Origin of the sequence: Pantoea sp. Morm (genome assembly GCF_016643525.1) — a bacterium.
Classification (GTDB): Bacteria; Pseudomonadota; Gammaproteobacteria; order Enterobacterales; family Enterobacteriaceae; genus Pantoea; species Pantoea dispersa.
In genome coordinates this window covers 1-14,751 of sequence record NZ_VOQX01000099.1, presented here as the reverse complement: position 1 = coordinate 14,751, position 14,751 = coordinate 1, and the positions used below count along the sequence as shown (strand labels likewise).

At 42.8% G+C, this 14,751-nt stretch carries 9 protein-coding genes, 1 tRNA gene and 3 pseudogenes; 6 read left to right on the top strand and 7 right to left on the bottom strand.

Annotation, left to right across the window (positions count from 1 at the left end; translation table 11 throughout):
- Nucleotides 1-42: 42 nt before the first annotated feature.
- The gene (locus FT726_RS22870) at nt 43-1,422 is read left to right on the top strand and encodes a PLP-dependent aminotransferase family protein (RefSeq protein WP_282996385.1); all 1,380 of its coding nucleotides are present in this window, start codon (nt 43-45) and stop codon (nt 1,420-1,422) included.
- Nucleotides 1,423-1,531: 109 nt separating this feature from the next.
- Here the strand turns inward: FT726_RS22870 and FT726_RS22865 are convergent, their stop codons facing one another.
- Complete coding sequence (locus tag FT726_RS22865) at nt 1,532-2,047, bottom strand: DUF2501 domain-containing protein (RefSeq protein WP_058757206.1); 516 nt, start codon at nt 2,045-2,047, stop codon at nt 1,532-1,534.
- Between the two features lie 249 nt (nt 2,048-2,296).
- On the opposite strand from FT726_RS22865, the gene FT726_RS22860 reads away from it, so the two are divergent.
- Together FT726_RS22860 and FT726_RS22855 are read left to right on the top strand one after the other, a co-directional pair.
- Nucleotides 2,297-2,381, top strand: a tRNA-Leu gene (locus FT726_RS22860).
- A gap of 198 nt (nt 2,382-2,579) precedes the next feature.
- Nucleotides 2,580-3,510: pseudogene (locus tag FT726_RS22855) on the top strand (tyrosine-type recombinase/integrase); the annotation flags it as partial.
- A 371-nt stretch (nt 3,511-3,881) separates the two neighbouring features.
- Here the strand turns inward: FT726_RS22855 and FT726_RS22850 are convergent.
- The 6 genes from FT726_RS22850 to FT726_RS22825 form a co-directional block, all read right to left on the bottom strand.
- Nucleotides 3,882-5,519 carry a DNA cytosine methyltransferase gene (locus tag FT726_RS22850; RefSeq protein ID WP_346303497.1) on the bottom strand — a complete coding sequence of 546 codons (1,638 nt, stop codon included), beginning with the start codon at nt 5,517-5,519 and terminating at the stop codon, nt 3,882-3,884.
- Between the two features lie 174 nt (nt 5,520-5,693).
- Nucleotides 5,694-7,559 (bottom strand): AIPR family protein, encoded by a 1,866-nt coding sequence (locus FT726_RS22845; protein WP_346303496.1) that lies wholly within the window; start codon nt 7,557-7,559, stop codon nt 5,694-5,696.
- Nucleotides 7,540-8,505 (bottom strand): PD-(D/E)XK motif protein, encoded by a 966-nt coding sequence (locus FT726_RS22840; protein WP_346303495.1) that lies wholly within the window; start codon nt 8,503-8,505, stop codon nt 7,540-7,542. Before FT726_RS22840 ends, FT726_RS22845 begins: the two co-directional genes overlap by 20 nt.
- The gene (locus tag FT726_RS22835; protein ID WP_346303494.1) at nt 8,505-10,223 is read right to left on the bottom strand and encodes a Z1 domain-containing protein; all 1,719 of its coding nucleotides are present in this window, start codon (nt 10,221-10,223) and stop codon (nt 8,505-8,507) included. Before FT726_RS22835 ends, FT726_RS22840 begins: the two co-directional genes overlap by 1 nt.
- 224 nt (nt 10,224-10,447) lie before the next feature.
- A complete protein-coding gene (locus FT726_RS22830) occupies nt 10,448-11,260 on the bottom strand; it encodes a hypothetical protein (RefSeq protein WP_346303493.1) in 813 nt (270 codons plus the stop codon).
- Nucleotides 11,247-12,779 carry an ATP-binding protein gene (locus FT726_RS22825; protein ID WP_346303492.1) on the bottom strand — a complete coding sequence of 511 codons (1,533 nt, stop codon included), beginning with the start codon at nt 12,777-12,779 and terminating at the stop codon, nt 11,247-11,249. Before FT726_RS22825 ends, FT726_RS22830 begins: the two co-directional genes overlap by 14 nt.
- 244 nt (nt 12,780-13,023) lie before the next feature.
- Between FT726_RS22825 and FT726_RS22820 the strand changes: the two are divergent.
- The 3 genes and pseudogenes from FT726_RS22820 to FT726_RS22810 form a co-directional block, all read left to right on the top strand.
- Nucleotides 13,024-13,311 (top strand): annotated as a pseudogene (locus FT726_RS22820) (integrase); the annotation flags it as partial.
- A 242-nt stretch (nt 13,312-13,553) separates the two neighbouring features.
- Nucleotides 13,554-14,432, top strand: a complete 879-nt coding sequence (locus FT726_RS22815) for an AraC family transcriptional regulator (RefSeq protein WP_346303491.1) — start codon at nt 13,554-13,556, stop codon at nt 14,430-14,432.
- Nucleotides 14,433-14,618: 186 nt separating this feature from the next.
- Nucleotides 14,619-14,751 (top strand): annotated as a pseudogene (locus FT726_RS22810) (S-adenosylhomocysteine hydrolase); the annotation flags it as partial.

Here is a 14,751-nt window from a genome sequence, read left to right as displayed (position 1 = left end):
AACAGGTAGGACATTGCACAGTGGCTGAGAAAGGAGTGACGCGTGGGTTACAAAGAGATTTACCAGCGCTTCCGGCAGCAGATTCTTGCCGGACAGCTCCGGCCGGGCGACCGCGTACCGGCGATCCGCGTGCTGGCGGGCGAGCTGCAGGTGGCGCGTAAAACGGTGGAGGCCGCCTATGAAATCCTCATCGGCGAAGGCTATTTTGTCAGCCAGGGCGCGAAGGGCACGCGCGTTAATCCACAGCTGAAGCTGGCGAGCGCAACCACGCCACCGCGCGCACCGGCGACGACGCCCGCGCTGCTGCCGGTGACCGAGGGCAAAGGCGAGCTGCGGCTCGGCATCCCGGCGCTGGACGAGTTTCCGCATAAAAAGTGGCGGCTGCTGTCGGCGAAAGCGGCGCGCAGTCTGCGGCCGGACGAGATGATGATACCGCCGGTGATGGGATATGCGCCGCTGCGGGCGGCCATCGCCAGCTACCTGAACATTTCGCGCGGCCTCAACTGCCAGCCGGAGCAGATCTTCATCACCAGTGGCTACCGCGCTAACCTGCGACTGATTCTGGCGGTGCTGGCGCAGCCGGGCGACAAAGTGCTGTTCGAAGATCCCGGCTACTTCTTCGGCCAGCAGCTGCTGAAGCGCATCGCACCCAACCTGCACTATGTGCCGGTGGATGGGCAGGGCGTCGACGTGGAGTATCTGCTGCGCTATCACGCCGACGCGCGCTTTGCGGTGGTAACGCCAACGCACCAGAGCCCGCTGGCGGTCAGCCTGTCGCTGCCGCGCAAGCATCAGCTGCTGGCGTGGGCGCAGCAGCATGACAGCTGGATTATTGAGGATGATTACGACGGCGAATTTCACTATACGCGTAAGGTGATTCCGGCGCTGAAAAGCCTGGATGTGCACGACCGGGTGATCTACACCGGCACCTTCAGTAAAACCATGATGCCGGCGATGCGCATCGGCTATCTGGTGATGCCGCAGCACACGCTGGCGCAGTTCGGCGAGCTGGGCGAGATTCTGGAAACCGGCCTGCCGCTGCTGCCGCAGAAAATCCTAGCGCAGTTCCTCAGCGAAGGGCATTTTTATCGCCACATCAAGAAGATGCGCATCCTGTATCAGCAGCGCCGCCGCATGATGCTGGAGGCCATCGAAGCCAGCTTTCCGGGGCTGTTTACCTTTGAGCTGACCGACGGCGGTATGCACATCGTGGCATTTCTGCGGCGCGGCACGCAGGACGTGGCGCTGGCGACGCTGTGGGCGCAGCAGGCGTTGTACGTGCGGCCGCTGTCGGGCTGGTACGCGCAGACGCAAAAGCGCTATGGCCTGGTGATTGGCTACACCAATATTCAGTCGTTTGAACAGGCGAGGACGCTGCTGGCGCGCGTGGCGGATGCGACGCTGACGTTGTTGAGGGTTTAGCGGCTACGTGGCGAGAGAAGAGGGCGCGGGGGACAGCCCGCGCCGGCTGGCATAAGGTGAGCGGCGATTCAGACGGCAGGAAGGCGGCCTCTGAACCCGCGCGAAGGAATCACATGCCGATGTATTTTTTGCCCTGCTTCAGCACCACATCGCAGGCTTTAGTTTTCAGCTTCTCACCCATCGGCGAGTTGCTCAGGCTCTGCAGATTCAGTTGCTGACCGTTGCCGGTGTTCAGCAGGCCCTGCAGCCCCTGCTGGTAATCGGTTTTCTGCTGCTGCGCGGTGGTGCTGCTCAGGCCCAGCTTGCTCAGCACCTGATCTTTCACCGACTTCACGTTGTTATCCACCACGTTGTGCTGCACGCAATATTCCATCACGCCAGCGGCGTTGGTCATGCTGTTGGCGCTCACCGCTTTATCGCCGCCGTTCAGCAGGCCGCTGAGCGAAGAGAGCGACAGTCCGCCGTTCTGCGTGCTGCTGGTGGCGGTGTTGCCGCTGTTCTGCTGCGACAGCTGCGATGCGGCGCTGCTCAGCTGATCCTGCCAGCTCGCCGCCGATGCGCTACCGGCCACCAGAGCCGCCGCGATACCCCATCCCCAAACTAACCGTTGTGTTGCTTTTTTCATCTCAACCTCGTTGTGCTTATACGTCTGACTGCGTCAGTTGTGGTTAAGAGGCATGCGGCGGCAGAAAGTTCCGGAGAAGTGGCCGCCGCGCGCGAGTTTGGGAGTGTTCCGGAGGCGACTGCCGGGGTTTTGCGCAGCGTTTTTGGCAGCGCTGCTTTTTTCGACGCTTAGCGCACATCCCCATCGATTCCGGTTGCGCCGCAAGCGCGTAACGGTATAATCGCCCACGTTTTCCGCATCCTCTTCAGTGCCGAAGTGGCGAAATCGGTAGACGCAGTTGATTCAAAATCAACCGTAGAAATACGTGCCGGTTCGAGTCCGGCCTTCGGCACCATCGGAACATCAATAGACGTCAACGGACGTCTTTTTTTGTGCCTAAAATCCAGTATCCGCAAGGCTTTCCTCGCTTTTCCACTCAACCTAAGTCAACCTGATTCAATCTACATCAACTTACTGATGCGGGTACAACTGCGGGTATATCCCGGTTCGATAATGTTTGTACCCACACAGAACCCTTGAAAGGATACTCATCATGGCTCTGAGTGATGTGAAGGTTCGTTCGGCTAAGCCTGAAGCAAAAGCCTATAAACTCACTGACGGCGACGGTATGGTTTTGCTGGTTCACCCGAATGGCTCAAAATACTGGCGGCTGCGTTATCGTTTTGGCGGTAAGGAGAAGATGCGGGAGCTGGAAAAATATCCTGAAGTTTTGATGGCTTATACCAAGTCACGCCGGGATGAAGCACGTAAGCTGTTATCAAACAGCGTCGATCTTGGTGAGAATAAGATTGCTGGTGCGGTTGCTACGGCTAAAGGGCAGCATCGTGCTGCGCTCGAACTCAATCGTATTCCTGAATTACTTCACCGCATCGATCACTATTCTGGCAGACCGTTAACCCGACTGGTCTTCTAAATCACGTTGCTGGTTTTCATCCGTTCGAGCGAGCTGCGCTTTGCCCGCTGGTCTGAGATCGATTTCGATACGGAAATGTGAACGAAACTGGCAGAACGAGAAGCTATCGAAGGAGTGAAGCACTCTCAACGTGGTTGTAAAATGCGCACACCTCATCTTGTGCCATTGTCTCACTGGGCTCTAGCAATCCTCAAACAGGTTCACAAGTTTACTGGAGAGCTCGGTTTTGTTTTCGTTGGAGATCGCAACCCTCGTTAACCGATGAGTGAAAACACGGTAAACAAGGTGCTGCGCGTGGTGGGGTATGACACCACGGTAGAGGTTTGTGGGCATGGTTTCAGGACTATGGCATGAAGCTCGTTGATTGAATTAGGGCTATGGTCCAGGGATGCTGTCGAAAGGCAAATGAGCCATACGGAGCGTAACTCAGTGCGAGCGACTTATATCCATAGAGCGGAGCATCATGATGAGTCGCTTGATATTGCAGTGGTGGGCGGATTATCTGGATATCAATCGGAAGAAAGGGATTAGCCCGTTTGAATTTGGGAGGAATAAGTGGGATATGTTATCTGAACCAGCCGGAAATATAAATAAAATAATGTGTCTATTATTGCCAACCCATATAGTTATTAATGGATGGCTGCTTGGTTCCAATGATTAATCCTGATATGAATGCTGCAACTTTTATCTCTACATGATTTTTAATTTACAAAGATGGGTTGTCAATAATGGTATTTATTCTTTTAGCTATCTTCAGTGATTTATTGTTTATTATTAGGATTAATGGGGGGGGTTAATTGGTCATGATTATGATCCATCGGGATAGAGAGCCAGAAATAAATTGATGATATATCTTTTTATTTCTGGTTAAAGTTTATAGAATGCTCACCCACAAATTTAAATATTGTACTGAAAGAGAATTTAATTATCTAAAAAATGGCATAAATGCTCTGCTAAGGCTTTTGCTAATATAGGAGGTACAGCATTGCCAATTTGCTGATATTGAGAGTCTTTAACTCCACAAAATACAAAACCATCAGGGAAAGTTTGCAAGCGAGCAGCCTCACGAATGCTCAACGCTCGATTATGAATGGGGTGAATCCACATCGATTTTCTTACATTAACTACTGTCCCTGAAGGTTCATTATATTTTAACCGCAGATAGATTGTATTTTGAGTTCTGGAGCTATCAGAATAGGTTGTCTTAAGATTTAATGGTAAATCATGAAAATTACAACCTTGTTGGATTACCTTAAATCGTTCTAAAGCATGTGGGGTAGTTTCTGTCGATACATGGTTATAAAGTGTATCCGAATCACGGAGCTGTTGACCTAATTCACTGATAGAGTCTTGTAGCATTGGAAGTTTAATACCAATACTACCTTCATTGACAGTAACTGCAGTTTGAATATTTTCAATATCCTTAATTGCATCCTCAACTGTTCTAAAATGGTCTTCAGCAAAAGTACCCTCTGGCAAGCTTATATTTTGGGCTATCTCCTTTTTAACACCCATAATGACAAAACGCATTCGTTTTTGTGGGGCTCCAAAATGAGCCGCTGACAAGACACCTTTTGTAATGTTATAACCGCTATCTTCAGCGCCAAGGATTGACTCAATATAATCAACCACGGCCATAGATGTAACAATCGCAGTTAATCCATTCTTTATTGAGTATTCTTTCACTTCGATACTATTATTGTGAATTTCCAAGGCTTTAGAAAGCATTCTTTGAATCATAACAACTGGTTCAATTGTATAACATAAATGAGTGGCGTTTTTATTAATTTGAGACTCACTGAAGTACTGAGTGATAACCATACCAGCAAAATGGTTATAACTTGTGATAGGGTCGGATACTACCTCATCTTTTTTGTTAATAAGTTTTTCTGCGAGTATTAGTAATTTTTTTTTGTGTTTATTAAGAGTCGTTTTTAACTTAATTTCGTTATTGCGAACTTTATAGACAACATTGAAAGTGAAATAATCTTTTTCATTCCATAAATACTGCTCTAATAATTTTTTGTTGATTACAATATCAATAGCTCCATCAAATAAAAATGGCTTATCAAGAAGTAAGATCTCAGCAGACTCCGTTTCTATGTGATATTTCTCTATTATAACTTTATCATTCTCATCTACATAAAAACGGTGAGTTTTGGATTGAAGTAGGCTCACGTTTTCCATTACGAAAGCTTTAGGATTTAAATTAAGGACAGCCTTAACAAACTTTTTAACAAGTGAGTTATTTTGGCTGATAGCGTGATTTTTTTGGCGATTAGCACTTGAAAATCCTTGACAAGGTGGCCCACCGATTACCACATCGACTTGTCCAAGCTCTTCTTTCATAGTATCTGCGAGCGCCTGCTCAACGTCACTATACATAGCAACATTGTCACCGTGGTTACGCTGGTAGGTCTGCCGGGCACTTGAGTTCGATTCGAAAGCTGCTTTTATCGTGAAACGTTCAGTTTGCAGAAAACCATAGCTAAGACCGCCGGCACCTGCGAACAAATCCACAATTTTATATTTAGGTGCTGATTTAACTTGTTCGCTCATTATATGAGTCCATATTTTTTCAAAATTTCTTTAACTCTTTGAAACTAAAGGGTTGTCTTCTTTTCAATGCTCAAAAAGCAAACTAGCGATTAGAGCAGAAAATCTTGCTACCTCATTTTTGCATTTTTTTTGTAGGTATTCAATATCATCCTAATGGATTCAGTATCATAAATTTCATTCGTTGGCTGATTTTGTCATTTCAATCTCTAAATACTGATCATTAGATTCAGTGAGACAATTTTCTATTTCATTTGGAAGTTTATAAGAAATACTCTGAACGCTTTTCCAGCAATCTTCACGTTTACACCACTGAGTGACATTTTCAGTACTACGTGAAGAATCAGTGAGTTTAAAATATACCTTTTCTGCTAACTCAGTTAATATTTCTTGGACAATGTTAGGTACAGTCTGTCGAGTCCATATTGCAATTAAATCTAGAACTCGTGTATTGTAATTATTTTTTATTAGTTTATTTAGGAAAGCAATTGTGTAAGTTATAATATTTGCACGATATCCCTGTGAATACCATGATTGATGCGGTATCATTCTTTCCATGTATTTAAACATTAATATCAACGCGACCGTTTCTTGAAAGTATTTATTTCTTGACTGTAATGTGTCTTTTTCATTACTCCATACTTTAGTCATTTTGTCAGCAAAGTCTGTGAAATTAGTCTGTGCACCACGACTGACAATATGTGGAAAACCAGACCAAGAATTTCGGACCTTTGAAAGATCAGTTTTAGTTATTAACTGACTTTTGGGGTTCTGTAGAAGAAATTTTTTCTTGTCCGCTCGACTTAGATGCATTTGTTTTTGAAAATATTGACCTCGAGCTCTCTCATAGAACCATTTTGTGTCATATTGAGAGCCATCAATGGCTCTTGCGTATAATTGTTGAGAACAACGTTCCATCCATATATGGAATGGGTGGGTTGAAAAGAAATCAGCATCGCTTACTTTATTTTGGCTATTAGAGGATCGTGATATGTCTTGAATGAGAAGAGTCGCATCTTCTTCAGGTATTTTTTCAATTACCGTCAGTTTCATCTGTACAAAAATCGCATTCAAGTCAGAATTATCTTTATGTCTTGTATTTGAAAGGGAGGCTGTAGTCTGTCCTCCATTTATTATCTGAAAGTCACTAGCAGCTATGAGCCGCTGACCATCAGTAGTTGACTCAATCGACACACTCATGGCAGTTGCTGAAATCCCATTATTATAAGCAAAGAATCTTTCAGGGGTTTCAATAATAGTTGCTCGAATCTTTTTGTTAACAGCAACCTTAGTAGATAAAAAGGATCGGACATTACCTTCTAAAAGTAAACTGCCATATTCATCGTATACATCTGCTAATACTGATCCGGGAATTATACAAAGGTAACTTTTAAAATCTTTTGTAATTGTTTCACTTGCGTCTAAACAAGGAATTCCATTGAGAGTGTAATCTTTGAAATTAATTTCGACAGTATGTCTTCCTGAATCAGATGCACATACTTTGAATAAGCGGTCAATGTTCCATATTTGACATTCAGTCATTATGTCATCTATTTTAGATGATTCTAGAGTGATGATGTTTTTGTTAATAATAGAGTTTGAAAAAATTAGAAATCTATATTTTCGCACCTCAATTTTTTTCTCCTTTATCAAGTCGATTAAATCCCAGCAAGGCCTACTCATTTCTACACTACGTTGAAGACCAACGCTTCTTGCGTCTTGTACAAAATTTAGTAAACGATTGTACAACTGCTTTGCTTGAGTTTTTGATAAGGATTGTTCGCTTTCAGAATTATCATAATCAGCAATTATCAGATTCATTGTTTTATCGAATTCATCATATGCATAACCATCAGCACGAAGTTTTCGATTATATTTTCCAGTCCCTTCAAAATAAGATGGCGTAAAGTCTTGCAAAAAATCAGCTTCTTGCAAGTAATGAGCAAAAGTAGATACAAATGAAGCACATGACCCATCTCCTGTCACTGAAGCATTGACTTTCACTTCTTCCATAAAATATTTTTTAAAATCCTTCGCATCCATTTTCTATCCTTTTTAACCATTTATCCAAAGATGGTAGATTTAGTTCATAGGTTGAAGAGACTATTTCATTTGGTACATTGCTTTTTATAAGTCTTGGGAATGATTCACTAACAAGATACTTTTGGGTTTTTGAAAAATAATATTTTGTCTCTGAGTATTCCTGCAGTTCTATATACCCATAAGAAACTAGCTTTTGCTGAAATATCTCGAGCGCTTCTGGATTAAAAGATAGTTTACCCTTTATTCGATTTACTAATTCATTCAAAGAAATTGCATTCGATTTATTTGGTGGCACTTTATCAATTCTCATTATCACAAGCTCCCCTAATTCATCGCAATCTAATTGTTCAAGTGATGAAATCGTGACATTTGATGATGAAATACCAATGCTCTTAATTTCATACCATCCTTCAGAATAGATAAAATCTTGATCTGAACCTTCTGGGCCTGACCACCCATTAATTGCATATAGAATAGAGGGACAACTATCCATATATTTTTCCAGGAAGAGCAGTTCACCTAATAATCCCTTGCGCATATGCTCATCCATTACTCCTTGTTTTTGTGATTCAAGCAATTTCGCCCATTGCCTATAACGTGTTCTGACTAAACTTAGAGCCTCCTGTTCATCAGCAACAAAGCATGAATAATTTATAATGTCACAACAGAGAATTGTAAAAACATCTTGCTGTTCATTGCGCAACAACTCAAATGTTAATATCCAACGATTATCAACTTCTCTACGACGACGGCTTACCAGTATAGATTTCGAGGACTCGATAGAATCGATATCCATGTTGCATAATAATAGTAAAGTCCTTTGATTAATAGATTGATATCCAATATACCATTCTAATGAATGTTGGATATTTATCTGTAAAAAACCACCATCCTTGTAATTTATATCTTGCCATTGCTGACGAAGTACTTCAGGAGTTAATGTCATTATTCATCCCCTTCATCTTCAATAAAATCATTATAACCACGAAGCTCAATGGGATTGACCATATAATTCGCTGTTTTCTCTTTACCATTAGCTGGTATTCCTATCCCTAATGCAAAAAGATGGTCAGGGACTTTAATATTATCTTCAATCTGACTCTTTTCTTTATCCACCTGAATTACATGAAGAATTAAAATAGGATTTCGTGGGACACAAAGATACGCTTTATCAGGAACATGATGTGCTTTTGGATTGTCCATTTTGAATTTGGTCTCAGCGGCCTTCTTTTGTTCTTCGTTTAAACCAACTTTTGTAGCACCACCTGCCCCTACTCGCACTTTGGTTCCGCTAATGCAAATTTGAGAGCCGGAAGCCTTGACAGTACGAACTTCAGGCGCAATTTCAATTTTCCCATTTTCGCGATCGATTATATATAATCTATTTCCACTCCCTTGCGCTATATAAACATCCCAGGCATCTAAGCTTGAATCATCTCTTATAAAGTCAGCAAGTGCTGCTCCTTGAAAGTTTAATTGCCAGGGATGTGTTTTAAAATCTCGCAGTAATTGTTCTATTTCGTCTTTGTGAACATTTTCCCAGAAAAACTTGTCAAATCTTTGTTCAGCTTTCACCCCAATATCGGATAGTCGATTAACAAAATCTATAAAAACGTCTTCATTATAATTTAAGGTTTTAGTATCGGATTTTAGACGTGGAGTCTCGAGTAGGCGCCCTGAAACTGTTATGGGGCGTTTAACAAATGTTGCAGCTCTCATTTTATTTTTTGCTGTAACGATTAGAGACGCAGGATCTTGGCGAACCTTCAAACCAAAATCCATCGGAGTGAGGTTTGCATTTTTCATGCGCGCAACTTCAAGTTTGAGCTCTTCAGCGGCTGCGGTAATGTACCCATACCAATCAATTGCTTCTGAGCTAATCCAAATCTTAAATAAATCGTCATAATTAGGACGATAACCAAACCATCTACCCATTTGTAACAATGTATCATACATGTTAGAACGGCGGTAAAAATAACTAACGCATAGCCCCTCAAGTGTTAGCCCCCTAGATAAACTGTTACCGCCTACAGCTATAACTCGCAACCCATCTTCTTTATGATTAAAATAATCAAGGCCAGTTGCCCCACTTTTCTGGTTTACCGCTCTTACATTGATCGGAGCAACAGATTTATAAAGGTGCTGTGTCAAGAATTGATGCCATGGCATTGGATTATCTAATTTGCCTGCTTTACTAGAAAGTTCGTGTTTTTCCCAAACAGCTTTTAAATAAGCAATGCTTGAAATGTTTTCGCTTTCACCTTCCGATAAACCAGCATAATTTTGTAAATCCGAACGAATCTTAATTATCCATTCACCAGCTAAATCTCTAATTTGGTCTTGAACATTGGTAAAACGGCTAGTATGTATCATCATCGAGTGATGAGATTTTGAATCACCTCTTATATTCCGAATGCCTGTAGCCAGTAAAAAGTAAGCCATTGCTTCTATCATGCTGGGTGGCAACTCTGTAACAGCATGTTCTTTCTTATGATTGAATGGGAAAAAAGCGTCCATTTCTTTAGCATAGATTGATTCAAGTGTATTCTTATATTTTGCGGGTGATTGCTCGTCACCTCCAAATATATCTTCAGCACCAATATAATTAGTAGGCGGTGAAAGTGTATAAATAAAATCACGTGGAAATAAATCATCTCCAGTCATCTCATCTACACTATCAGGATTGATAAATATATTTGCATAAGGAGTTGCCGTAATGCCGAGATAAGATGCTTGTCGGAATAATTGTAGCAGGCCACGTATTGCTTTATTTATAGCAGTCGGATCTTTTTCCTGGTCATTCGTATTTACAGAAGCATTATCCGCTTCATCATCGATTAATAATAAAGACTTATAGATTAAACCTTTTGCATCAGCATTATTACTCTTTAACCATCTGATAAGATTGTTGAGTATACTTTTATTTTTTTTATGACAAAAATGACGGTGTTATTTACACCTTTTAATGAAAGGCTTAACTGACGTAGTATATTTTTATCAAAATCTTTCACTACTGAAGTAAATGACTCTATTCTTTTTTCGTGTCCATACTTACCGACCCCCACAGGAATGTTCTCAATATCTCCCTTTGGATTTAAAAAATATTCACTCTTCCTTCCTGAGAATTCAGCATCAAGACGTTCCTGTGTTTGCTGACGAAGATTCTCCATTGTACCTGCAAGGATAATTATCACATTATATCCAGTGTCTGCCGCTTTATTACAAATAGCTGTATAGTTTGCTGTTTTTCCTGATTGTACATCTCCTAAAACCAGACCTCTTCTTTGGAAAAAATCACTGCTTTTAGGATCACCAAGTAAATCCACAATTTCATCAGATACACGGTCTAAGCTACCGGTTACGCGAGAGTTCCAGCCTTTAACTTCTTCCAGATACATTTTGTATCGCTTCCAGAAGTAAAAATCTAAATCAACACGCCTAGCGGGCAGCCATGATTTATGTTGATGTTTTTTATCTGTAATAAAAACACCCAAGTCCATTTTTACGACAACTTTTTCTTTTAATCTTCGCTTAAGCTTGTCGAATTCATCATCCGTCACAGGGTAAAGAGGCTCAAGCAGTTTTCGTATTTTTTCGGATATATCATCGAATTGGATTTCAGTCGGTGGATACTCTGGGTATTCTTTATTTGTGCTGGAAGATATCATACCTTCCAGTTGCTCCATGTTAGTTGCTGCCATTTAAGTACTCTCTTTTATAGCGAGAAATTATCTGTGGGTAATTTACAAAAGGATCAGTAATCGCTAGCTGCTCTAGCATTTTGTTTTTCGCACTTTTTGTAGAAAACTGGTCAAGTAATCCTCTTAATATCGAATCAATTTCTTCATCAGTTATTTCGATGTCATTTTTAATTTGTTTTTCAGATGTTAAATCGAGATATAGTTGATTGAATGGTAGCCCCGTTTCAATTAATTTGAGTAGACTTTCCATATTTCTTTTGAGCTTGGGTGATGAATTAATCAACGCTTTTATCAGAACGTGATCGCGGTTTATTTGATAATAAAAAAAACCACTTTTCCCTATAAATCGTTGCCAAATATGTTCAATCGAGTCATCCATTTCGCGTTTGCCACGAAATTCCCAAGTTCTTCTACTTTTCTCTGCAAGGCTTTGTATGATCGGAGCAAGATTGTTGCGAACTATTTCCGGCGGAATAGCTGTTGATTTCTTTATATCTAGTGTCCAAAGAGTATCTAACTCATTCGGAATATCAATTTGAACTCTAGCTAGTTTAGAGCATTCCCCCTGACGCATCATTCGAAACCAAGTTCCCCAAATCAGCAATCTTTTATTTCTATACACATAAAAACCTTGGCTTTTTCTGAGACCTTCTTTACCTCCAAGTAATTCTAATTCATTATTTGTCAAATCAGAAGTATGTGGTAGTATATATGGACGAATAACGATTTTTGAGCCTTCAAAAAATATTGACTCATCAGAAATGATTTGTGTATTTCGTTGGGATAGAAATGGATCTACAGGAATGATAGGTGTGTTGTTCATTCTTATCTGTAGTTTTTTCAGATTTTGCTCTCCACTGAGATAACGGTGGAAAACCAATGATAGATGTTTGCGCATGTCATCCATCTTTTTTCCCATAGAACGTTCAAAATCAAGCTCTCCAACTTTAAGTCGGTCAAGATTTTGCCATACAATGAGAGTTCCATATTCTTTGTCTTTCAGCTTCTCAATACGTGGGATTTTATTTATTTCTTTATCTGACTCAAGGATAATAAGGGACCAGTCTTGAGTTTTGGTTACATGATCAATATCCCAGCGCCTTGCTTCAATACACTTCCTTTGCTTGCTGACTACAGTTAGGGTTCGACACTGCGAAAGTGATGCTGTTTTTAAACCAAGTCCAAAACGGCCTAAATCATTTGCAGTTCGTTTAGAATTTGGATTTTGACTGCCATAACGCATTGCGATATCAATTTCTTCCGCATTCATTCCACAACCATCGTCCAATATGGCTATATATGAATTTCCAGTAGGAAAGAAGAAGATATCAGTACACGAAGCCTGAGCTGTGATACTATTATCAATAATATCGGCTATTGCTGCTTCTAATGTATAACCAATTGCACGAGTTGACTCTATCAAAGTCGGTGCATACGGTGGCAATGATACACACTTCATGCAAAGCCCTAGTATAGGATTGAAAAGTAGTATTTTTTCTGATAATAAGACATTTTGCAAATATAAATTCTGATTTTTTGATGAAAACTACATCACTGTTAGTGTAGTTGTTGTGAACACATAGCTATTGCTAATTGCTCTTGAACTGAATAGATGCCCGGTTGTGTATCCAGACCATACCTTCAGCTTATCCTGCCCCTAATTTCTTACTCAGCCTTATTGTCTCTATCCCAAACATAACGTCCGGTCTTCACTTATGAAGTACAGCCATACTTAAATTTCCCACATTGCGGGAGGTTTGAATATGAATACTTTAACGGGGAACAAAGACCGTATCATCGGCCAAAAAAGATCACTTCAGATATCTCATATCTGGGGGAGCGGAATCAGGCTTGAACTGGAAGGTATAACGCGTGATTTGGCTCTGTTCAATATGGCCTTGGACAGTAAGCTACGAGGCTATGATCTGGTAAAGCTCAAAGTATCTGATGGTGCATATGGTAGCTCTGTTTCAAGCAGAGCAATGGTACTACAACAGAAAACAGGCAGTCCTGTCCAATTTGAGATAACCAAATGGACAATAGAAGGAATCGGCAAAAGCGGGGCGCTGGCTATATGATCTCAAAGAAGCCCGAGAGGCAAATTTTAAGTAGCTTAAAAGCATGAAGCTCAAATCTGCTGGGCCTCAAATAATCGCCCTATGTAAGCGCATAATCATCCCCGCCCATTCACAGCAAAAACCATCACCGCGCTTTACTCCCCCTCAAAACTCCGCAAGATCCATCAGGCCCACTCCCAGCCACACGGGCATACTCATTCCCCAGAGAGGATGCTATGCCAGTAAACAAAAATGATCACCGCGAGACCTACCGCAAGCGCTTTGACAAGGTGTTCGACTACATCGAACGCCATCTTGATGAAGCGCTGCTGCTGGAGCAACTGAGTGAAGTGGCGCACTTTTCGCCGTACCACTTTCACCGCCAGTTCAGCGCCTGGTGCGGCATGCCGCCCGGGCGTTACATCCAGCTGATGCGGCTCAAACGGGCGTCGTACCGGCTGGCATTCAATCCGCACGAGAAAATCATTGAGATTGCGCTCGATGCCGGTTTTCAGCATGCCGAATCATTCAGTCGCGCCTTTAAGCAGGTATTTGACGTGACGCCGAGTGAATTTCGTCAGCAGCCGGTATGGATTACCTGGCATCAGCGCATGCCTCAGCCACCCGTCAAACGGAGAAAGAGTATGTCAGTTGAGATTAAAATGTTTCCCACCACGCCGGTGGCGATGCTCACGCATCACGGCGATCCGCAGCGTATCAACGAAACGGCGGCGCAGTTTATTGCCTGGCGCAAAAGCAGCGGAGCATCACCGGTGCGCAGCAGCCAGACGTTCGGCGTCGCGCCGCACGATCCGGCCAGCACGCCCGCCGCGGATTTTCAGTATCACCTTTGCGGTTCGGTGACTGCACCGGTTAACGAAGACAACGCCTTTGGCGTCGTTAACAGCACCATTCCCGGCGGACGATGCGCGGTGCTGCGTCATCACGGCTCGCACAGTGCACTGACCGAGCTGGCGCGTTCGCTCTACAGCGAATGGTTGCCGGCCAGCGGTGAAGAGCTGCGCGATTTCCCGCTGTTCTTTCACTATCACAACTTCGTGCATGAAGTGGCGGAACACGAATTGCTGACGGATATCTATCTGCCGCTTAAGTGATGAGGAATCCCGATGGCGAAGGTCATCGGGAATGACTTCATGCAGTAACACTGTCTGCTAACCTGAAACCTTAATTACGCTGAAACCCGCTTATAGCAAGGCTTGTAGGAGGCTTGATGTCGTATGTTTGCTTTCCATAATGTCGTATGTTTGCTATGATGCAAAAATGAACAGAGAGGACGCAACATGACCATTAAAGCGCGCATGCAGTCACGGCTGAAACGCTCTAAGCGTTATGTTTTCACGCGTGATGACTTCAACGATCTTGCCGGTTACGACCAGATTGGCCGTGTACTGCGGGAACTGGTGAACGAAGGCC